Raw genomic sequence first — 23711 nt, forward strand, 5'->3', positions numbered from 1 at the left:
CAGGGATTTTTGATTTAACGAACATAGGTGAACGGGATCTTATTCCTCTCCGACAGGTTTTTGCTGTTCGTTTAACAGATGCGCGTTCGTGCTGTCGGGAAGTACGGCCGACATCGCCATCTGAACCTTGTTTTTGAATCCCGAAATTACTTTATTCTTGTCGGCCATCAGCGCATTATAACCATCCAGAGCCACATCGGCGGGATCTGCCATGGCGCTTTTGTCTTGTACGGCCTTGCTTTCAAGCATATCCGCCTTGTTGAAAAAATCAGTATCCGTAACGCCCGGCATCAATGCCGTAACTGTAATTTCAAATCCACTGACCTCCTCCCTGACTGCTTCTGTGAACGACAGTACATAGGCTTTGGTGGCATGATATACGGCCTGCCACGGCCCGGGCACCTTACTTGCGATTGAAGCGAGGTTCAGGATCTTGCCAGAATTCCGTTGCGTCATGTCTTTCAAAAAACATTTGGTCAGAATCGTGAGGGCGGACACGTTGAGGTCAATGATGTTCAGTTCCCGATTGATGTCTGTATCGATAAATTCGCCGTAAACACCTTGTCCGGCATTGTTAACCAGCACGTCAACCTGCATGCTCCGGGATGTAATTTCTTCGTAAAGTGAAAAAACTTCATCGCGGTTAAAAAGGTCCCTGACAATAGGGATGACGTCAATGGTGTCCGTTTTGAGCTTTTCTGCTGTTTGCGCCAAAGTTTGCGCATCACGGCCTACGATGATTAAGTTATACTCGTCTTTTGCAAATAATTTTGCCAGTTCGAACCCGATTCCGCTGCTTGCACCGGTGATCAGGGCATATTTTTGTGATGTTACCATGGTTTTTCATTTGCGTTGCTGATGTTCGGGTTAAGCTTAAAATAACATGCCTGAGGAGACTCCCCATATTGCAGCCCGATCCTTAAATCGATAACTTCGGGCTGAAAATTTTTCAAAAATTCCTGAGCCTTGATATGAAATTTATCGTGAACACCTTTAAACAGCCATTGAAAATATTTAATGGATCAGAGCGACGCCTTTTAAAACAAGAGAGGATGATCGGTTTTCAAAACTTATTCTGTTTTTTGTTTCTGGCCATCAGTACATTGGGGTATGCAGAACCACAGAGTTCATGGATCCGTATTAATCAACTGGGTTATTTGCCTGCGGGTGTTAAGGTGGCGGTTTGGGGAAACAAGTCAGGGAATGTACCGGCTGTTTTTCAGGTATTTGATTCTAAAACTTCTAAAATTGTTTTCTCCGGCAAAACCGGTAAAACCTATGGCAGTTACGGCCCGTTCAAACAGGTAGTGAGGCTTAATTTTACTGCCTTGGCAACCGAAGGGAGTTATTACATCAAATGTGGAGAAGCTTCGTCTCCTGTATTTCGTATCGGTAAAGACGTTTATGCAGGTGCAGCAGATTTCGGGCTTCGATACATGCGCCAGCAGCGAAGTGGTTTCAACCCCTTTTTGAAAGATTCCTGTCATACAACCGATGGTTATACCATGTATGGTCCCATGCCCGATAGCACCCGGATTGATGCGTCGGGAGGGTGGCATGATGCAACGGATTACCTGCAATACGCCACTACGTCGGCTAATGCAACATATCATTTGCTGGCTGCTTATCGCGATTTTCCAGAGGTTTTTGCTGACAAGCATATGGCAAACGGTCTGAACGGAAGCAATGGCTCGGCGGATGTCCTGGATGAGGCACGCTGGGGAATAAACTGGCTGCTGAAAATGCACCCGAGAAAGGACTGGCTTTTCAACCAGCTTGCGGACGACCGGGATCATGTGGGTTTCCGGCTGCCTACAAAAGATTCGGCGGATTATGGTGTCGGACCCGGAAAAGGACGACCCGTTTATTTTGCTTCCGGAGCACCGCAGGGTTTGGGGAAATACAAGAACAAATCTACCGGCGTAGCATCCATTGCGGGGAAATTTGCAAGCGCCTTTGCGCTGGGGGCATCGCTATACAAAAAAACGGAACCTGGTTTTTCGGTTTTGCTGTCGGAAAAATCGCGGTCGGCCTATCAGCTGGGACTGGATAAACCGGGCGTTGCACAAACTGCGCCAAACCGGAGCCCGTATTTCTATGAGGAAGATAACTGGACCGACGATATGGAACTGGGTTCCGCTGCTTTGTACCAGTTAACGGGAGAAAAGAAATATCTGGGAGAGTCGGTTATTTACAGTGCCATGGAAAAGGTTACGCCCTGGATGGGTGCGGACACGGCCCGGCATTATCAGTGGTATCCCTTTCATAACTTTGGGCATTATGAACTGGCGAAAAAGGCTGATCCAAAAACGAAAGCGGAGATGATCCGTTATTATAAACAGGGTATTGAAGCCGTTTGGAAAAAGGCATCCCAAAATGGGTTCTTCCGCGGGGTTCCTTTTATCTGGTGTTCCAATAACCTGACGACCTCGTTTGTGATTCAATGTTATCTTTATCGTGCGTTGAGTGGCGATAACCAGTTTGCGGAATTGGAGCAGGCCGGTTTTGACTGGCTCTTTGGCTGTAATCCCTGGGGGAAATCGATGGTTTATGGCTTGCCTGCCGATGGCGATACGCCCAGGTTTCCACATTCCTCGCTCACTCTTCTTTACAAATATCCGTTGGATGGCGGATTGGTCGACGGGCCGGTTTATGGCAGTATTTTCAAAAATCTGAAAGGGCTGACCTTATCGCAGGAGGATAAATATGCTGAATTTCAATCCGATTATGTAGTCTATCATGACGACTTTGGGGATTACAGTACCAACGAACCGACCATGGATGGCACGGCTTCTCTGGTTTACCTGCTCGCGGCAAAGCAACATGAGTCAGGAGGGGGCAAGGCCGGAAAACAACCGCTGAGATCACATGGCGCAATCATCCGTGGTGATCAGACGAATAAGAAAATCGCCCTTGTTTTTACAGGAGACGAATATGCGGACGGCGGGAAGTATATTGCCGAAACTTTGAAGGCGAAAAATGTAAAAGCGTCCTTTTTTCTGACCGGTAATTTTTACCGGAACAAAGATTTTAAACCGGTGATCGAGTCATTACGGAAGCAGGGGAATTATCTTGGTTCGCATTCGGACAAACATTTACTGTATTGCGACTGGCAGAACCGAGACAGTCTATTGATAACCCGGCAGGAGTTTGAAACCGATATGAACAGTGCCTACGTAGCGTTGAAAAACTTCAACATCACGAAAGAAAAAGCGCGTTTCTTTCTTCCTCCTTACGAATGGTATAACGACTCGATAGCAAACTGGACAGCACAAATGGGGTTGCAACTGATCAATTATTCGCCCGGAACGCGCAGCAACGCCGATTATACCTTTCCTGAAATGGGTGACAGATATGTTGACAGTGAAACCATTTACCAGTCGATCGTAGCTAAGGAAAAACAGACTAATGAAGGTTTGAACGGTTTTATTCTTTTGATGCATCTCGGGACGGACCCGAGGCGAAAGGATAAATTTTATAAATATCTTCCGCGGCTGATCAACGAAATGAAAAGCAGGGGATATCAGTTTGTGACGGTCAATGATATGTTATTTTGAAAAAGGTGACGGAGCTTCTTACTGGAAGAAGCTCCGTTTTTATCAATGTCCTTCGTTGAAGAAAATGGCCAGCCCGTCTTTCCCGGCCACGATGATATCTTTCTTCCCCGAATTTCGTAAATCTGCCACGGAAAAATAGATTCCTGCGCCTTTTCCCTCACCATAAGGGCCGTAACTGATAAAGTTTTTGGTGAACGATTCGCCATTCCATTTGAAATAATACAGCCCTACCGGATCAAATTCGCCCGGATCATTGCCGTTATGCGCCCGAAAACGCTTTCCGGTAATGAGTTCATTTTCACCATCGTTATCGATATCCACCCAGGCCATTGTGTGGTACTGCGACTGAAAAGGATCAATTGGATGTTTCACAAAGGTGATCGTTTTGCCATTCCGTTTTTGTTCGTACCAGTCAAGTCCGTAGGTATGGCCCTGTCCGACGATGATATCATTCAGCCCATCCTTGTTCACATCTGTTACAATGATGGGAACACCTGCATCGCCCAGTTTGAAAGCGGCATGGTGTGTCCAAGGTTTGTTTTTCCGATCCTCGGGAGCTTCAAGCCAGCCATCCGCCACAATGAAATCACCCCGTCCGTCTCCGTTGATATCGCCGAAACCCAGACCATGACCATGGGTGTCAGCCACCTTTGTGGGTGCGAATTTTCCCGTTGATTTTTTATTTTGATCGAGTATCAGGGTGTAGTAAACTAAAGGCTGCTTGGGCGTATTCGGTACAATTTCGTCAATGCCGTCTCCATCTACATCCCAGGCACGCGTTGTTTCTATATTTCCGGTTTCGAATATTTCGTGTTCGGTCCATTCGCCGTTTGTTCCTGGATTTTCGCGCCAAAGTAGTTTTTTGTTAAACCAGCCGCCGGTAATGTAATCCATTTTTCCGTCTCCGTTCACGTCAAAAGGAACGGTTGAGAAATCGTCAAAATATTCACTGACTCTTTTTATCTGCCCGATTAAATGTCTTTTTTGATACAAAGGGCCTTCATACCAGTAGCTGCCGGATACGATATCCGGAACTCTGTCGCCGTTTACGTCAAAAACCCCCACAGATTCGGCGCTTTCCGAGGAGATCATTTGTTTTCTGAACGTGAGTTGTTTTAAAGCCTGCGCGCAAACTGCCTGTGTAAAACCTAATCCGAAAAATAATAGAACGTATTTTTTCATCGTACTTAATCAATTCGTTTTTATGTTATCTGTAAAAGCGGATTTTTTACATAAATACTTGGAAGAATTCATGTTGGTGCGTTAAGGCCCGTCGGACGGCTTTTTCGGCCGCCCGACGGGTAAATAAAACGCCGGGGAAAAGAATAAGCAGCAGCTATTGCGATCAGTGTTAAAGCGACCGACAAAATTCAAGAACCTTAATCAGATCCTTTTCAACAAGGAAGTTAATCTGATTTTCCCTCAGGAAATTGTTTAGCGTTCTTTTATGATCGGGATAAATTTTTAGCAAACTGACCCGGTTGGCAAAATTGGGTCTCAGGTTTTGGTCAATTAAAAAGTAATCCGACTTTTTCCGGAGTATCAGTTTATCATCAGATTTGAGCGCCTGCATTTCTCCGTTTCGGTTTGTGAAATGCGTGTAACTGGAAACCGCCGAAGTGGAGGAGTATTCGTCATAACCGGCATGTTTTTCATTGCCCATAAACAGCAGTTTCTGTTTACGTCCCAGTATCACTTTGCCATATTCTCCTATGTTCTGGATATGCCCCTGTTTTTTCTCAAAGTAAAAAACGTCTTTATCGATGACAATTTTACTGATATATTCATTGTCGTTTAACAGCAGCGTATCGTTGTTGGGATTGATAAACTGGATCTCACTATGAAAAAAGCTGTAATTCATTCTGGCCGCGGAAACTTTCCCGTTTCTGAAATACACTTTTCCATCCTGAAAGCCATCATAAAGATACCGGTCCCTGACTGTGATGACGGTTCTGATGTCGCCGCCGTTTTTTACTCTGAAAACAGGATTGTTGATTTGCGCTGACGTGTAAAGCGGCGCGACAAAAAATAGAAAAATTACGAAGAGGTTTTTCATGATTTTGTTAGGAGAAATTATTTTATTTCACAGCGACTAAAAATACAATATTTTAAACAAAAAGTTAAAATAAATATTATGAAATCAACAACAGGTACTTTGTCGGATTTCTTAGATTTAAATCGAATTTGAAAGTTTAACGTGGTATGAATGTGGTGATTGGGATAATGTATTTTTTGTAAATATTCCAATAATGTAAGTTTTTTGTGTTTTCTACTGACGATTACTGCGTACGACATGGAAATAAGATTTATTGAATCTTTTAGTCCGATTTTGGTAGTTTTTGTTGTGTTTTTCTACAAATGTTGTAGTAGTTAAATATTGGTTATATGCGAATATTGCAGGCTGTATTTTTAAATTATTCTATGACAATAAAATTTCTTTTCTACCTGTTTTCTCATACTGAATAGAGACTTTTGCATCGTATAAAAAGGAGATGTCATACACCATCTCAGATGTAAAAATTCAAATATGTACAAACTATCTACTTCATTAATTTTCGTTCTTTCAGTTCTTCTTTTTTCAGGTGCAGCATTTGAAACTTTGGGTGAAGGTACAAAACAGGTATCTCCCAATTCAGGTACAATTTCCGCACTGGTTCTAATGCCCGACCGCCTTACAGGTTCTTACAAAGGTGCCGCGGATGACAACCGGATCCGTTTCAATATCGCAAATCTTAATGAAAATCTATATTATGGATTTAAGTGGGAAGAGTACGGTTCGGCCACGGCGGTGGGAACCAATATGTACATGCGCATTTATAACCCGGATGGATCACAGGCCGGGAGTCCGGTTAAACTTTCCAATAGCGGGGACGGGTATATTTCCAATTATTCAAATGCTGTAAACGGTCCGAATATTGGCGGCGTAACAACCGGCTATTCGCCCAAAATATTTACACCCACTTCCGTCGGCGAGCACTTTATCGAAATTTACCGGAGCAGTGACAATGGCGTTTCGCAGGTAAAAGACTCGGGCGACAATAAGTCAAGAAGCAAGTCGCCGTTTTTCGATTTGACCGTTTCAACTGCCACAGGAACAAAAAAAGACGGACGTATTTTTTGTAAAAAATGGGGCTTTGTGGCCGTGAATCGCGACTCAGAACCGGATGCTACGGCATCAGCAGCACCAACCATTTACTCTTATTCGACCGACGAGACGATTCTGAAAGTTACTTTTCAGGATGGTTTTAAGCCGATTGCTTACGATATCGCTTTAAATGATTATGGTTCGGCCAATAGTGGAAACTGGCTCGTGGATCGTAAATCGATCAACTCGGCAGATTCTCCTGCACTTGTTGGTGGTTATAAATTATTTTTGAACAGTCCTGACCGTGCGCTTTATCCGGTGACGCCCATTACCGATGCGGCGCAATTTGCATCGGTTCCCGTGACTGGCTGTGGCGGAGGTTATTCCTTACATTTTGTGATGCCGGCTGCGGGTGATGCACGTTTGTTGCTGGATGTTAACGGCCGGCCTGGTTTTGATGAAGGCACAACGGACAGGATTATCGAAGTCCCCAATGCCAAAGCAGGAAATAACACCATTGCGTGGGACGGTAAAGATGGGCTTGGAAACATTGTACCGTCAGGTACGGCGATGTCGATCAGTGCGGTGTATCAGCGTGGACGTTTCAATATTCCAATTTATGATGCAGAAATCAATGCAAACGGATTTAACATTGAAACGATAGCACCAATCAGTCTTCCAAACAATAAACTTTACTGGGATGACAGCGCTTTGCGGAATGTAGGTTCGGGATCATGCGGCGACAATACTGCTCAGAACAACTACACCGGAGCGGGAATTAACAGAACACTTTTAGGCTCGGTTTCACCAACCCATGCGTGGAGCGGAAACGGAAATCCGAATCTTACCTTGCCGGCGCCAACGGTTAATAACAATGACAACGGTAAATTCCAGTGCGACGATTTTGGTAATGTGCGGGTGATCAATTCCTGGGGCTGGGCACTTCAGTCACAATCCAGTGCTACCACGCTTACTTTCGGTTGTTTTACATTGAGCGGAAATGTTTTTCATGATGCCAATGGTTTGAAAGATAATCTGGTTAACCAGACAGAAGCCGGTTCAGGTACCAATATTTCAGGTTCATTACATGCCGTGTTGGTTGGAAAAGATGGAAAAGTAGTGGCCTCGGTACCCGTTAAGGCCGACGGTTTTTATCAATTCGACAATATTATCGGTTATACCTTCGATGTGATCATCAGTACAACGGCCGGTGTTGCGGGCGAAAATGCACCGAATCCGTCTTTGCCGTCAGGTTGGATGAATACGGGAGAGCAATCGGGTGTTGTTGCGGGTACGGATGTTGACGCGGTTACCGATGGAAAAATTACGGTTACTGTAACGGGAAACACTACCAATATCAATTTTGGGATAGAACAGCCACCGGTGGCTGACACGAAAACTTATTTTGCGCCCAATCAGGCTTTCACAGCAAATCCGGCAGGTTTTCCTTCTGAGTCGGGGTATATGGCGGTTCCTGCTTCGAGTACTTATCTGGATGGCGGATATCCAACAAAAGGCTCACTTTCAGGCAGCGATGCCGAGGATTGTGCGAAAGCCGGAAGCTGTAATGCCTCGAAGTCGTTCGTGATTGAAACAATCAACGCCAATACCAAACTGTATTACAACTTTGGTTCGGGGCCGGTAGAAGTAAAGGCAGGCACGCCGATCAACAATTTCAATGTAAACAATCTGGTTATATATGGCCAGAACGGATCCGGAAACAGTGCGAATCCATTTGGTTTTACGTATACCTTAACAGATGCTGCCGGAGTAAAAAGTCAGCCGGTTAATTACATGATCACTACCAACGCGCCACTACCCGTTACCCTGATTTCATTTGAAGTCAAAACGGCAGAAAAAGCGGCGAACCTTTACTGGGTAACCAGCACGGAAACGAATAGTGATCGTTTCGAAGTGCAGAGACGCATCAAGTCGACGGATTGGGAAACGATTGGAAATGTAGATGCCAAAGGTGAAAGCGCCGTTAAGCAGACCTACGACTTTACGGATAAAGAGCCAAAAGCGGGTGAAAATCTTTACCGTCTTAAAATGATAGACCGCGATGGTACCTTCGCTTACAGCCGGATCAGCAGTGCTACCTTTGAGCAGGGACAAGGTCTTGAAACCTATATTTATCCAAATCCGGTAAGTGAGCAGCTTTATTTGAAAACCGCCGATTGGAGCCTGGTGCGTACGGTAAGCATTTTTGATACGGCCGGAAAAACAGTTTACAGTTCGGGTGAAAAACTATCAGAAGTAGTGGATGTAAAAAATCTGCAACCGGGCATGTATCTGGTACGTGTCACCCAAAAGGATGGGACTACAACGGTTCACAAAGTGATCAGGATTAAATAGAGTAAAGTTTCAATAAGTTATCAGGCAGCTTTCCGGTGTACGGAAAGCTGCTTTTTTGTTTGTTTTACAACAAAACCATGAACTTTTCCTGAAATTTAATAAACATCTGTATACAAATTTGGATTGTTAGGTTTAAATAGCTTTACTTTGTCTATATAATTAATAGGTTATGTAGCTTTATTGCATATGCCTGAGAATATTTGACAAGATTATACTAAGCCCGGATATGTTATTAAGTAGTAATAAATCAGTTTCTTCATTTGTACATCGGACTCCGAAAAGTCATATTTTCGGTGATTCCTGCTCTGCTATCCCGTGTTTGGCGTGCTGTTAACCCAGGACGATCATTACCAACCAAGAACACTTCACTTCATGCGATCGGCTTCATCATCAACAGGTGTGTCATTTCTATTTGCTTAATTAATCTATATTATCTATAATTTCAATATACTAATGTCGAAAATAGTTTTACAACGACTCAGAGGAGTGGCTTTTTATTTGCCTGTCCTTTTATTGGTACTGCATAGCCTGCATGGTTATGGCCAATCGGTGACTTTAAGCGGTTTGGTAAAATCGCAGGGAGAGCAGTCGGCCATTCCCGGAATCAATATTCTGGTGAAGAATTCACTCACAGGAACGGCTACCGACGCACAGGGCAAGTACACGATTAGTGCGGCACCGGATGCAATTCTGGTTTTTTCAGGAATTGGTTTTCTTACACAGGAAGTTTCCGTCAACAACCGCAGTGTGATCAACGTGACGTTGCAGGAAGATACCAAACAGCTTAATGAGCTGGTTGTGATCGGTTATGGCACGCAGAAAAAGAGTGATCTGACAGGTTCGGTTTCTTCGATTTCAGAGGCGCAGTTTAAGAAAACGCCGGTTGTGTCGCTGGATAACGGTCTGCGTGGCAGAGCGGCCGGTGTGCAGGTAACCAGCACTTCGAACCAGCCCGGCGGGGCAACCAGTATCCGGATCCGCGGGAGCAATTCCGTCAATACGGGCAGTGAGCCGCTGTATGTGATCGATGGTTTCCCGATATTTAATGATAATGCCTCCACGGCAGGTGGGGCTACCGTGGGCCCGAAACTCAATGCGCTTTCGTTGATCAATCCCAATGATATTGTGTCGATCGAAGTTTTAAAGGATGCTTCGGCCGCGGCGATCTATGGTGCACGGGGAGCAAATGGTGTGGTGTTGGTAACCACCAAAAAAGGGCAGGAGGGAAGACTGAAAATTGACTTCAACGCATATTATGGTGTGCAGAAAGTTTCAAAAACACTTCCGCTTTTGAATGCAACAGAATATGCCCAGCTGGTAAACGATGCGAACGGAAAGGTGATTTACACACCAGAACAAATTGCTTCTTTCGGCGTGGGAACGAACTGGCAGGACGAAATTTTCCGTTCAGCGCCTGTTCAGAATTATCAGGTATCGGCCTCGGGTGGTGATGCCAAAACAAAATATTCACTTTCGCTCAACTACTTTGATCAGGACGGGATAATTATCAATTCCAATTTCAAACGGTATTCGGCGCGTTTCAATTTTGAAAAGCAGGCGAATAGCAAACTGACTTTTGGTTCTAACTTAAGCGTGGCCAATACCAATGCGAACCAGGCGTTGAGCAGCACTGGCGGAGGTGAAGGTACTCAGGGGGTGATTGTATCGGCCCTTGATTTTAACCCGATCCTGAAAATCAGGAATGCAGACGGCACTTATGTACTGGAAAGTGACAGGGGTATTCCGATTGGAAACCCGGTGGCAACGGCGCTTGAACTGACCAACAAGTCGGTAACCACGCGTTTTTTGGGGAATGTTTTTGCAAATTATAAAATCATCGACGGGCTGGAATTCAGAACAAGTATTGGTGCCGATATTACCGCGACCGGAGAAAAATATTATGCGCCGCGGACAATTCTTGCGGGATCAAGTGCGCAGGGTGTCGGTCGCGTATCAACGGCCAACGGAACTTCCTGGCTGAATGAAAACACGCTGACTTATTCAAAGGCTTTTGACAAACATGCCATCACAGCACTGGCCGGTTTTTCTGCTCAAAAATATACGAGGAATCTATTGACATCGGCGGCATCCGGGTTTGTCAACGATTTGCTGGGAGCGGATAACCTTGGTTCGGGCGCTATCATCAGCACGCCGGTGACGAATCTGGTGGACTGGAGTCTGTTATCTTACATTGGCCGGATCAATTACAGTTTCAATGACCGGTATTTGCTGACATTAACGGGCCGTGCGGACGGTTCTTCGAAATTTGGTAATAACAACAAGTATGGATTTTTCCCGTCCGGTTCGGTTGCCTGGAAATTGTCTGAGGAAGAATTTATCAAAAACATCAGCGCGATTGATGAGTTGAAATTGCGTTTGAGTTATGGTAAAATCGGTAATCAGGAAATTAACAGTTACCAGTCACTGGCTGGTTTGTCAGGAGCGAGTTACATCATTGGCGACAAAGTCGTGAAAGGCTTTTCTCCGGGTAATATCCCGAATCCGAACCTGAAATGGGAAACGACGACCCAGACTGATTTGGGGCTGGACATCGGTTTACTACGCAACCGTTTGAATCTGACTGTGGATGCATATTACAAGAAAACGACCGATATGTTGCTGAACATCAACGTGCCGTGGTCGACAGGTTTCTCAACGGCTCTGCAAAATATCGGAAGTATTGAAAACAAAGGTTTGGAACTGGGTTTGCAGGCTGTGGTATTGAATAAGGATCTGAAATGGAATATTAATTTCAACATTGCAGCCAATAAAAATAAAGTGCTGGATCTGGGTCCGGTGACGCAGATCTTGACGGGTGAGATCAACGGTTACCTGAAAATCAATGATCCGGTGGTGATTATGCCGGGCCAGCCGCTGAACTCGTTCTACGGCTACGTCAGTGACGGGATTTTCCAGACCGGTGATAACATTGCAAACAGCGCGCAAAAAACGGCAGTGGCTGGTGACAGAAAATACAAGGATATCAATGGAGATGGCACGCTGGATGCAAAAGACAGACAGTTTATCGGCAATGCACAGCCTAAATTCTTCGGCGGTTTTACCAACGATTTCAGCTACAAAGGATTCGATCTGAGCGCTTCGTTTAACTATGTTTATGGAAACAAAATCCTGAACAGCACGCGCGCAGACCTTGATCTGCCAACGGGACAAAAGAACAGTTCTGCCAGGGTAAAAGACCGCTGGACACCGACAAATCCAAGCAATTCTATTCCAAGGGCTACTCTGAACCGCGCGTTTCTGTTTTCTGACGCGCAGATCGAAGACGGCTCATTTTTGCGCCTGGGCTCACTTTCTCTGGGCTACAACCTGCCTGGCTCATGGCTGAGAAAATCAGGTATCAACAATGCCAAAGTGTATGTGTCCGGGCAGAACCTGTTTGTGATCACCAAATACACCGGTTTTGATCCTGAAACCAACCAGTCGGGACAAAATAATATCCTGCGTGGCATTGATTCGGATGCATATCCAAACTCACGCTCATTCCTGGTTGGTGTAAACCTTAGCTTTTAAGCCTTAGCGCATCCATTATTTAATCAAAAACGATCCGATGAAAAAGTTAATATATCTGTTTATTTTCCTGCTGGCGGCTACTTCGTGCAACGACTTTTTGCAGGAAGACCCCGCATCGCTGATGGTCGACAGCAATTTCTATAAAACCGAAGCGGATGCCGACGCGGCCCTTGTTGCGGTTTATGACGGTCTGAACGACCAGTCCAATATCTTTTACCGGGGCATTTATTTGCTGGCAGAACTCACGACTGACAATGCTGAATGTGGTCAGGGAGTTGCGAATGCAAATATTTTCGCCCTGAAAAATTTCACTTATGGCCCGGTTAACGACCGGATTTATCTGCTTTATACTTCCGTTTACAAAACCATTGCCAATGCTAATGTGGCCATCGATAAAATTCCGGCCATTCCGTTTGCGGATGCCAAGAAAAACCGGTTGCTGGGCGAAGCCAAATTTGTAAGAGCACTGTTGTATTTCAATATGGTCAGATTGTTTGGTGATGTGCCGTTGGTTTTGAATCAGGTTACTTCTCTGGGCGATGTAAATGTGCCAAGAACCGAAACCGCGAAAGTATATGAGCAAATTATTTCGGATCTTGAGTTTGCAGAACAAAATCTGGATGCGACCAATTCTACGGCGAATGTGGGAAGAGCCACAAAAGCTTCTGCGACTGGCTTGCTTGCCAAGGTTTACCTGACATTGAAAGATTATCCGAAGGCGAGAGATAAGGCAAAATCGGTTTTAGATAATGCACAATTTGGTCTGGTTGATAACTATTTTGACGTTTTCACTCCTCAAAACAGATTTAACAAAGAGATTGTTTTTGCTATTCAGAACAAGGGAAACACCGGCGCAGCCAACGGTTTTGCGATGGCGCTTTTCCTGCCAAGATCTACCATAGCACTTCCGGGCGGCGGTACTGTGGCCGGTAACAGTGCCGATGTTCCGACCGAGGAGTTTTACAAAAGTTTCAAAGTGGGAGATTTGCGCAAAGACCGTACATTTTTCACCGAATACGATGCCGGTGGCGGAAAAGCAACTTTCCGTCCGCATTGGTATAAATTCTTCGATCCGTCCACGATAACCAATCTGGGTGAGGGGACTTTGAACTATCCGATCCTGCGTTATTCCGATCTTTTGCTGACTTATGCCGAAGCGCTGAATGAAATTGGTGGTCCTTCTGCCGAGGCTTTTGAAGCCATCAACAAGGTGCGCCGCCGTGCTTATGGCAAGCCGGTAGCAGCAGCCAACGCAACGACTGACTTGCAGGGATTGAGCAAAACGGCTTTACAGGATGCTATTCTGGATGAACGCAGATGGGAGTTTGGTTTTGAAAATCACCGCTGGTTTGATCTGGTGCGTACCGGAAAGTTACTGAGTACGTTACAGGCGAAGGGCAACACGGCCATCAAGGATTATCACGTTTTATTTCCACTGCCGCAACGGGAGCTGGATGTGAATAAAAGTCTGACTCAGAACAAAGGTTACACCAATTAAAATATCTTTGGGAAAAAGATCGGCAAACACCGGGTCTTTTTCCCAAAATAACCTTTTTAATTTTTGCTAAATTCATTTTCTAAATTCCTAAGAATGAAAAAGTCAGTTTTAGTTTTACTTTCTTTAATCAGCTTTTCGTCCGGCATTTTCGCCCAGACGAAAGAGCGTCCCAACATTATCTTTATATTTTCCGACGATCATGCTTATCAGTCGATCGGGGCTTATGGAAATAAGTTGGCCAAAACACCGAATATTGACCGGATTGCCCGGGAAGGTGCTTTGCTTACCAACAATCTGGTGACAAACTCAATTTGCGGACCGAGCCGTGCTACGTTGCTGACAGGAAAATACAGCCATATCAACGGGTATAAAAATAACGACAGGACAAAATTTGATATCACACAGCAGCTGTTCCCGGACTTGCTTCAAAAGGGCGGATATCAGACGGCCTGGATTGGAAAGCTGCATTTGAACAGTCTCCCAACCGGTTTTGATTACTGGAATATTCTGCCCGGACAAGGTATTTATTACAACCCGCAGTTTATCACCGCCCCAAACGATACGATCAGAAAAGAGGGTTATGTGGCCGATATCATTACGGAAAGTTCGCTGGACTGGATCAACAAGCGTGATGAGAAAAAGCCATTTTTCCTGGTTGTGGGTCAAAAATCGGTGCACCGTGAGTGGCATCCTGACTTGCAGGATTTAGGTGCTTATGATGATATCAACTTCCCGTTGCCTGAAACCTTTTACGATGATTATGCAGGCAGAGCGGCTGCGAAGGATCAGGATATGAGCATTGAAAAAACGATGCGTTTGAAGGAGGATTTGAAAGTACATCTGGACTATGACAGGGTTCCAGGTTACAAGTTTTTCTCTCCTGAAAAGAAGAAAATTTTCAAAGATTACTACGATAAGATCACGAAGGAATTTGATGATAAAAAACTGTCCGGCAAAGCGCTGACGGAATGGAAGTACCAGCGTTATATCAAGGATTATCTGGCCACTGCCAACGGTCTGGATCGTAACATCGGAAAGATTCTGGATTATCTTGACAAAACCGGTTTGTCTAAGAACACCGTCGTGATCTACGCATCTGATCAGGGTTTTTACATGGGTGAGCATGGATGGTTTGACAAACGTTTTATCTATGAAGAATCGTTGAAAACACCGTTTGTGATCCGTTATCCGGGTGTTATCAAGCCGGGAACGAAGGTGGAAAAATTGGTTTCAAATATCGACTGGGCACCAACGGTGTTGGACCTGGCGGGTGCAAAAATCCCGGCAGATATTCAGGGTAAATCATTTTTACCGTTGCTTGATAAAAATGCAAAAGCAAACACACCATGGCGCGATGCAGCTTATTATCACTACTACGAGTTTCCTGAACCACACCACGTATACCCGCATTTTGGGGTAAGGACAAAACGTTATAAGCTGGTGAGATTTTATGGTGGAATTGATACATGGGAATTGTTTGACCTGGAAAAAGACCCGCGCGAGGTTAAAAACGTTTACGGAGAAAAGGCAAACGAGGCCATCATAAAAAGCCTGAAAGAGCAACTGAAAACACTGATCGTTCAATACAAAGACGACGAAGCATTGAAGTTGTTTAACAGCGGAAAATAACTTCGGCTGTCGGCAATCGGCTTTCGGCTGGCGAAGTCTACTGCTTTCTATTGACAGTTTTACATCAAAAAAGGATCTGGTCTTGGTTGACCGGATCCTTTTTTGGTAGTTTGACCATTGACCATTGACGATTCGACTATTGACTATTGACTATTGACGAGTCGACTATTGACGGGGCGACGATTGACCATTGTCTATTGACCATCGTCCGTTGTCAATGGTCAATCGTCCGTCATCTCACACCCATCAACTGCCCCCCTTCACCCGGTTCTGGATATCTTCGCTTCCGGAGCTGCGTTTGCGGGTTGGGGTAATGTCTTTTCCGAATCGGTAGGAGAACGAGATTGTGGCCATCCGGCTGTCGAAACGGATGTGGCCGTCCATGTCCAGGTTTTCGTATCGGGCGGTGTTACGGCGTTGCCGGGTCTGAAAGATATCGTTGACCATCAGCTTGATCGTTCCTTTTTTATTAAGCACCTGTTTTTGGCCGCCTATTGAAATCACGTAGTAACTTTTGGAAACGAAAACGCCATAAACTGATTTTGAGTTAAAGAAGCCACTGAGTTCTGCTGAATAACCCTTACCCAATTGGAAGGTATTCTGGCTGTTGAAAGAAAAACTCCATATCCCATTATTCAGGTTTCCACCCTTTTGGTCGCCTTTGTATTCATTTCTGAAAAAATTACCGAAACTGTTGCTTGACCACCAGCTGGTGGGCTGCAAGGAAGCTGTTAAGCTAATGCCGTAGTTTATCATGCTTTTCAGGTTTTGCGGACTCTGATACGTCGTATTCAAAGAATCGACCTGACCCATCATCCAGTTCATCACGTCGGAGGTGTAGCTGTAATTGATGGCGGTGATGAATTTACCCTTGTAAGTATGGCTCACTTCAACGGAATGTGTAAGTTCCGGTCTTAAAAACGGGTTGCCCTCGTAGTATAAAAACGGATCACGAAAAAAACGGAACGGGTTCATATCATCATAATCCGGACGTTCGACACGGCGACTGTATGAAACCTGCCCGGTATGGTTTGGCGTAAAGGTTTTGGTGATGAACAAACTTGGGAAAAGCTGGAAATAATTCCGCTTAACCAGCGAATCCGTTGTGACCTGATGTCCGGTTGTCTGCGTGTTTTCACCACGTAACCCTGCTTGTAGGCTTAACGAACCAAACTGTTTGCTGAAATTGATATAACCTGCATGAATCGTCTCTTTGTATGTGAAATGATTGCTCCATGAAGGATCCGGAATCCAGAGGCCGTTGCGCAACGTGTCATATTTCAGGTTGTTGTCAACGGAAACATAACTGCTTTTCCAGCCGGTTTCAAACTTTGCTTTTTCACCAAAAGGGTGTGTGTAGTCAAGTTTTCCGACGTATACGTTGGTGAGCGATGGCACAAATCCACGACGCACCGAGCGGGTTTCAAGTTCCGTATTTTCCGCACGCAGGTATTTTGTGTCCATACTTTGATTGGAGCGGTTATCATTTTTAGAGTAATCCAGATCAACGGTCAGCTCCCGGCCGCTTTGCGCAAACTGATGGGCGTAATTGAGGTTATAAGCATTGCTGTTCCAGCGGTCCAGGTTATCGTTATGCGTCAGCGGATTGCTCAAAATAACACCTGTTGACGACACCAGCAGGTTTGTGGTGTTATTGTCATTGATATATTTCCCAAAATTTCCATTCACCAGCAAACCCAGTGTATTTTTTTCATTCAGGAAAAAATCGGCGCCAATTTTATAATTGTTGGTGTACAGAGGTTCGTTGGTCGCAGAATTCTGATAGGAAATCCGGTCGGGCGTTCCGGCTACTTCACCTTCGTAAAACCGCCGGGTGAAACTCAGATATTCGATTTCTCCGCGGTACGCGCGGTCATAACTCCCGAAGACATTCAGTTTTCCGCTGCGGTAGTTCAGGTTAAGGCCGCCTCCGTAACGGTTGGCACGGCTTCTGGCAGCATTGACGTAGGCATTTCCGTTGATACCTACCTTTTCATTTTTTTTCAAAACGATATTGATAATTCCCGAATTTCCGGCCGCATCATATTTCGCAGAAGGATTAGCGATCAGCTCTATTTTGGAAACAGACCCCGACGACGTGCCGCGGAGCAGGGTTGTCAACTCACGCTGCGACAGATACGTAAGTTTTCCGTTTAACATCACACTGACGCCCGGTTTTCCTTTCATGGAAATATTTCCTTCGTCGTCCACACTGATACCGGGTGCTTTTTCCAATAGCTCCAAGGCCGTATTTCCTTCCGCCAGAATGCTGTTTTCGATATTTAAAACGGTGCGGTCGATGTGCTGTTCAACCAGTGGTTTTTGTGCCGTGATGGTAACGGCATCCAGCATTTTATCGTCAGGGACGAGGAGGAAATTTTCTAAAACAATTTCATATCTGCCCTTGGAAACCGTATAAATTTTACTGACAAACGATTTGAAACCTAAAAAACTTGCATGCACGTAGTACGTTCCTTCCATCACTTTTTCAAACACAAACCGACCAGATGAATCACTTAAGGTGCCTTTCACGATTGTAGAATCGGCAGCCTTATGCAAGGCGATCGTTGCAAATTCAATGGGTTTCTGGTTATGGTCAAGAAGTTTTCCCTTAATATTTCCTATCTGACTTTGCTGTGCACATGTCATGAACGGTGATAAAGTAAAAAGGGCGAAAAGCCAGATGATGACTAATTTGTTGATGATTTTCATATTTTGAGCGTGAGTTTTTGTTAGAGAGGGTCGGGGAGGGCAGGGCTTTGACGGACTTGGTATAAGTACTGCCGGCCTTGTAAAATCCTTTGGGCAAATCCCAGTTCGACCATCCAGTTGAGCGAATTGTAAACCGAAGCAATGCTGATGTTTCGCTGCTTTTCTTTAATTCCAATCCATAAGGTTTCCGCTGTCACCACTTCCTCATAGGTTGTTAAGTAGCGTGCAACAAGTAATTTTTTATGCGCTTTGCGGAGTTTGTTGGTCCGGAAATACAGGTTGATCTGGTCTTCAATGCTCATCGTGAATAAACTTATTTTGTTAATGAAGAATATCGGAACTGGCAAGCTAGCTGAAATTGAAAAGGCAAAACGGATCTGTTTCAGCCATGTGATTGACTGAAAGCAGATTTAATAAGTTGAATTTTAATTGTTTAGGTAGAAATCAGATTTGTGATTGCAGCGAAGATGCTTTGGGCCTCTTTTCTTTTTTAGACTTTCCCCATTTGCTGCGTCCCCACCAGATATAAAAGCCGGTTATCGGTAAAGTTGCGCAAATAAGACTGGCAAGAAAGTACAATATTTTGGTCGGGATGTTTCCGACGCCACCCACGTGCAGGGCATAGTTGGTACGTCTTACCCAATCTGCAAATTTCAGATTATCGATGTGCACTTGGGTTGACGGGAGTTCTGCCAACGTATGCTGGTCCAGATAAACGTAACGCCAGGAGCTGTTGTACATATCGGTACAGAGCGCAATCGGTTCCGAAGGTTCGTCAGGAAAAGAAACGATAATCGCGTCTTTATTGTAAGTACCGATTTCTGTGATGCCTTTCAAAAATGCGAGATCGACATTTTTCATCAGCGAATTAGGTACAATTTTGGTCGTATCCGAAAGCGCCCTGACATAATCGGGAGGTGTTCCACCAGCGGAGTTGATCCAGTAAACACTTTTCGACATCCAGGCAAAACTCATGCTCAGTCCGGTGATCGTGATAATCAAGGCCACTAGAAGCGAGTAAAAGCCGAGTACGTTGTGCAGGTCGTAATTGACACGCTTAAACTTACCGTTCCATTTGATTTTGAAGCTTTTATCGCGGTTGGACTTATTCCATTTTTTTGGCCACCATAGAATAAGACCTGTAATGAGCAGAATGAAAAATATAAGCGTGGCGTAAGATACAATCGCCTGACCGACAATGGTTTTGCCAATTTTCGTTTCAATCCATAGTTCCGTATGACCTTCAAGAACCCAATGGAAAAAATCTTCCTCATTTACAATCGCTACCACCTTACCATTGTAGGGGTTTACGAAAATTGACGAGTCCGAATTCATGCTCACTTTGGCCGTTTTTTCGTGCCCGTAATACCAGATCCCACTGATTTCCTTATCAGGAAATAACGGTGAAACTTTTTCTTTAATAACGGACGGTGGCAGATAGGCGGCATTGGCAGGCCGTTCTGCACGTAGCCAGGGTTGGGTCAGCGATTTGAATTCCTGCTCAAAAACCAGAATGCAGCCGGTAAGTGCAACGATGAATACGATGATTCCGGAAGCAAGTCCAAGCCAGAGGTGAAGCCAGGCGTTTATTTTTTTTAATATTGTCATCAGGGCAGGAAATTGTCAGGCTGTCCGCGATGTCATGAACAGCCTGATTATTTAATTTGGTATTATCTCATTTTGTCCACACGAAGGATCCAGTCGTATCCACCGATCATTTCCATACCCGTTTTAACTGTTTGGGCAGCGATATCGTAGATGTAGACATAATCCTTGCCGGTTTCAGCGTTTGTCACCATAAACACTTTACCGTCTTCAACGATGATGTTTTGGATATACGCATCTGCGTCGTTAGGGATTTCTGAAAGTTTTCTGGTGATTTTTCCGGTTTCAAGATCCATTACAGCAAAGGCATAAATGTGCGTGGAACCGGTTACTGCCGTATCAATGTATTTGATAATCGCCTTTGTGCCGCCGATGTACCACAAACCAACGCCGTCATATCCAAGGGTCGTTGAATTAACAACATAACTCTCGTCCAAAACGGTTGTACCTTTTTTGATACGGTAGATTGCCGTCTTTTTGGCAGGGATATTGCTCCATTCTACATTGGTCGCGAAGTAGGTATTGCCACTGTCATCCACAAAAGAAGAAGACAACCAGAGTTTGTTTGTACCAGGGCCGGCAGATGTCGTGTTTTCAAGTGTTTTTTCATATTTAAGCGTAGCATAATCAACTACACCGATGTTGGTTTTTACCTGCCAGGGTGCAGGGTTTACACCAGTAAAACCAAATTGAACAAAAACCTTACCATTTGTGTACTCGATATTGCCAAGACTTATATTTTTAAATCCTGCTGGCACAGCCGGTGCGTCAAGTACGCCATTGGTGGTTTTTAAAGTTTCGATGTTGACAACCGAGTAATGAATTTTATCGCGGTCTCCATTTGTTCCGACCAGGAATAACGTTTTATCATCGATCCACGTAAACCCGTCGATACCTGCCAAGTGCGTAAACGGAACTTCCAACACGGTGTTGTAGCGCTCTTTTTCATATTTGAATTTCGACAAACGCCCGGAAGTAGTATTGTAATAATAGTAAAAACCTCCTTTGGTAATTATCCCGTAATCAGACTTTCCGGTAACTTCTGCACCGTGGCCGGTAAGATTAATGGAGCCTTCGGTCAGAGAATTTGTACCCAGTACGTATTGGGTGGTGTTTGGGTAACTTCCTATCTGTAACCAAACCGCATATTTTTCCTGAGTTTCTTCCGTCGGTTCGGGAGTCGCTTCATCATCACTTTTGCAGGCATACAGCAACGGAATGATTGCAAGTGCGATCAGGAATGGATAAAGTTTGAAATTTTTTAACATGATTTTTGAGTGATAATTGTTAACGGATATTGGATAAGACTAATAATGTTCAGGTGGTTATTTCAGGAAATATCTGAGTTTGACTGAGAATGCTCTGCCTGGTTTCTGCAACCGGAAGTTGTCAAAAGCAAGGTTGTTGGTGAAATTCCGGCATTCCAGAGAAAGATTGTAACGGCCATTGTCCCACGAATTGGAGATGGAAGCGTTGTGGATGTACTGATCAGGAATTGTACTTTTGCTGGCCTTACTTCCAAAAGCTTCCCAGGTAAGGTAGAACCAGTGTACGTATTGTGTGCCCAAATTGAACTGCATCCTGGATGCCTTCCCGAGAATATTATTTTTGCCAATGCTCAGGTCGGCATTCCCGAAAAGCCATGGCTGGTTTGGGATTTTATTTAAATAAGTGGCTTCAATCGTACTGCCAGAAGATCCCGGCGAGTATTTGGAGTTGTTGATTGCGTTTTGATAACTTACGTTGGCGTTGAAGTAGAGCAAATCTCCGTAGTTGTATTTCACGTCCCCTTCCAGACCGTTCACTTTTACTTTTGAGGTATTTTCGTAGCGGCTTACGCTGGAGTTGGATTTGTAAACGACGGAATAAATAAAGTCGTTGGCATTGCGGTAAAACCAAGATCCTTCGATGAATAACTTATGCTTGTTTACTGTAAAACCATAATAGGCACCGATGTTTACATTGTGGCTTGATTCAGGTTTCAGATCGAGGTTGGCGATAACCGTGTAGCCATTCCCAAACATCTCGCCGACTTCCTGCAAGCGATATGCCTTTTCGTAAGACGCTTTGACACCCAAATCGCCCAAAACCTTATACCGGCTGGCAATTCCATAACCCTGATACGTATGCGAGTCGTTGGCTTGGGCGTACTCACCGGAAGTTGAAACATACCGGGACTGCTGAACGCTGATGCCATAGAACTTGCCAAAAAGTGTGTTGGTGAGGCGGTCATTTAACAGATTCTGCTGATAGGCGGCACCAATAATATTTTTTGAAAGAATACCAGGTATTTCTGCATGGTCCGTGATCAGTTCATCATAGTTTTCGTTTTTAAGATGATCGTAAGTATAATTTACATTGAATGAATGTACGTCAGACAGCTGATATCCCAGGTTTGCGCGGGCAAAGGTCCTTGGACGGTTGATGTTTGTTATTGATTTCGCCCCGTTAATTTCCGCCAGACTGGTTTTAACTCTTGACCCGTCCCAATAATATTTGTAGCTTGAAGTATCCGTAACTACATAATTATCAACCGATCTTGATGCAAAAAGATTGGCATTCAATCCTTTGACAAAAAGATTGTCTTTACGATAACGCAGCGAGGCATTGTAGGCATGTCCGTCCTTGCCCACTGCTCCGTACACAACGTCCTGCCTTGTTCCGGTCTGGATATCCTGCTTGGTGCCTGAGTAGGAAAACCCTACAAAAAATACATCGGCCCATTTTTTATTGATAATACCTGCTTCAAGTTGTCCCATGGCCGATTTGTACTGGTCATGAAACCGCTTGAAATCCTTGTTTACATATTTGTATTGCGCCTCATCCCAGATTTCCATACCACGCATCAGGTAGTTGTTGTCAGAATAATTCGCAAATGCGCTGGCTTTGATAATAATGCCTTTGGACGTGCTGTACTGGCCGGTCAGCGCCAGTCTGTGTGTGTTAAACGACCCGTAACTATAACTTGCATCCAGGTAATTATTGATATGCTGATTGGTGATGATGTTCACAGCGCCACCCAGCGCGTCAGAACCCAGACTAACCGGAACTACACCCTTATAAACCTCCATACGTTCAGCAAGGTTTACGGGAATGTTGTTCAGCGACATGGCACTTCCCATCAATTCCATGGGTACGCCATCCAGAAAGAATTTTACGGCCTTGCCGGAAAGTCCGTTGATCGAAAAGTTGAAATCTGAACCGACACCGCCTTCTTCACGCACACGAACGCCGGCCGTTTTATTCAGTACCTGGTTAAGATCAGCTGTGGTGTTCGCAAATCTTTTGGTTTCAATGGCATTGACTGTGAAAGCCTGTTCTTTGATTTCCTGTGTCTCGGTTTTTCCATGGATCGTAAGTTCATCCATGTTTTTTGAATCCGGTTTCAGCGAAAAACTGACTTTAACTTCCTGGCCATTTTTTGCCGTTATTGTTTTTGACTGACCTAGATAACCCACCGAAGAAATAACAAGGGTGTGATTTCCGGACTTCTTAAAAGTAAGTTTAAAAAAACCGTCAACATCGGTAACGGTACCTGTCGAAGTGCCTTTCAGGATCACGCTTACTCCGGGTAACCTGGCACCATCCTCGGCCTGGACAGTTCCTGACACAGTTCCGGCGCTCTGTGCCTGAACGTCACAGTTAAATTGAAATAAAATAAAGAGAATTGTAGCGAATAAAAACTTGCCTGGGTGCATTTTGTTTAGCAGAATAAACTGGTTATAATGATAAAGCCGAC

At 44.6% G+C, this 23711-nt stretch carries 13 protein-coding genes; 5 read left to right on the forward strand and 8 right to left on the reverse strand.

The genetic code is table 11. From position 1 onward, the window contains the following. Nucleotides 1–39: 39 nt before the first annotated feature. Nucleotides 40–837, reverse strand: coding sequence for an SDR family NAD(P)-dependent oxidoreductase (locus M1L62_RS24130; RefSeq protein WP_254562210.1), 798 nt, complete (start codon nucleotides 835–837; stop codon nucleotides 40–42). Nucleotides 838–1052: 215 nt separating this feature from the next. On the opposite strand from M1L62_RS24130, the gene M1L62_RS24135 reads away from it, so the two are divergent. After that, nucleotides 1053–3557: a bifunctional glycoside hydrolase family 9 protein/polysaccharide deacetylase gene (locus M1L62_RS24135; RefSeq protein WP_254562211.1), complete on the forward strand. Its 2505-nt coding sequence runs from the start codon at nucleotides 1053–1055 to the stop codon at nucleotides 3555–3557. A gap of 42 nt (nucleotides 3558–3599) precedes the next feature. Here M1L62_RS24135 and M1L62_RS24140 read toward each other — a convergent pair whose 3' ends face one another. After that, entirely contained in the window at nucleotides 3600–4739 is a 1140-nt protein-coding gene (locus M1L62_RS24140) for an FG-GAP repeat domain-containing protein (protein ID WP_254562212.1), read from the reverse strand. Nucleotides 4740–4908: 169 nt separating this feature from the next. Then, nucleotides 4909–5613 (reverse strand): hypothetical protein, encoded by a 705-nt coding sequence (locus M1L62_RS24145; protein ID WP_254562213.1) that lies wholly within the window; start codon nucleotides 5611–5613, stop codon nucleotides 4909–4911. Between the two features lie 471 nt (nucleotides 5614–6084). Between M1L62_RS24145 and M1L62_RS24150 the strand changes: the two genes are divergently transcribed. From M1L62_RS24150 to M1L62_RS24165, 4 genes are all read left to right on the forward strand, one after another. Then, nucleotides 6085–8997 (forward strand): T9SS type A sorting domain-containing protein, encoded by a 2913-nt coding sequence (locus tag M1L62_RS24150; protein ID WP_254562214.1) that lies wholly within the window; start codon nucleotides 6085–6087, stop codon nucleotides 8995–8997. A gap of 453 nt (nucleotides 8998–9450) precedes the next feature. After that, a complete protein-coding gene (locus M1L62_RS24155; RefSeq protein ID WP_254562215.1) occupies nucleotides 9451–12528 on the forward strand; it encodes a SusC/RagA family TonB-linked outer membrane protein in 3078 nt (1025 codons plus the stop codon). Between the two features lie 37 nt (nucleotides 12529–12565). Then, complete coding sequence (locus M1L62_RS24160; RefSeq protein ID WP_254562216.1) at nucleotides 12566–14026, forward strand: RagB/SusD family nutrient uptake outer membrane protein; 1461 nt, start codon at nucleotides 12566–12568, stop codon at nucleotides 14024–14026. Between the two features lie 93 nt (nucleotides 14027–14119). Next, on the forward strand, nucleotides 14120–15655 hold the full coding sequence (locus tag M1L62_RS24165; RefSeq protein WP_254562217.1) for a sulfatase family protein: 1536 nt from the start codon (nucleotides 14120–14122) through the stop codon (nucleotides 15653–15655). A gap of 246 nt (nucleotides 15656–15901) precedes the next feature. On the opposite strand, the gene M1L62_RS24170 is transcribed toward M1L62_RS24165, so the two are convergent. The 5 genes from M1L62_RS24170 to M1L62_RS24190 all read right to left on the reverse strand — a co-directional run bounded on the left by M1L62_RS24170 (nucleotide 15902) and on the right by M1L62_RS24190 (nucleotide 23670). Next, nucleotides 15902–18367: a TonB-dependent receptor domain-containing protein gene (locus M1L62_RS24170; RefSeq protein WP_254562218.1), complete on the reverse strand. Its 2466-nt coding sequence runs from the start codon at nucleotides 18365–18367 to the stop codon at nucleotides 15902–15904. A 20-nt stretch (nucleotides 18368–18387) separates the two neighbouring features. Further along, nucleotides 18388–18669, reverse strand: a complete 282-nt coding sequence (locus tag M1L62_RS24175) for a transcriptional repressor (RefSeq protein ID WP_254562219.1) — start codon at nucleotides 18667–18669, stop codon at nucleotides 18388–18390. A 142-nt stretch (nucleotides 18670–18811) separates the two neighbouring features. Beyond that, a complete protein-coding gene (locus tag M1L62_RS24180) occupies nucleotides 18812–19975 on the reverse strand; it encodes a PepSY-associated TM helix domain-containing protein (RefSeq protein ID WP_254562220.1) in 1164 nt (387 codons plus the stop codon). Between the two features lie 62 nt (nucleotides 19976–20037). Beyond that, on the reverse strand, nucleotides 20038–21240 hold the full coding sequence (locus M1L62_RS24185) for a DUF4374 domain-containing protein (protein ID WP_254562221.1): 1203 nt from the start codon (nucleotides 21238–21240) through the stop codon (nucleotides 20038–20040). Nucleotides 21241–21297: 57 nt separating this feature from the next. Beyond that, nucleotides 21298–23670 (reverse strand): TonB-dependent receptor, encoded by a 2373-nt coding sequence (locus M1L62_RS24190; RefSeq protein ID WP_254562222.1) that lies wholly within the window; start codon nucleotides 23668–23670, stop codon nucleotides 21298–21300. Nucleotides 23671–23711: the final 41 nt, after the last annotated feature.

It is taken from the genome of Dyadobacter diqingensis (assembly GCF_024220585.1).
GTDB classification, from domain to species: domain Bacteria; phylum Bacteroidota; class Bacteroidia; order Cytophagales; family Spirosomataceae; genus Dyadobacter; species Dyadobacter diqingensis.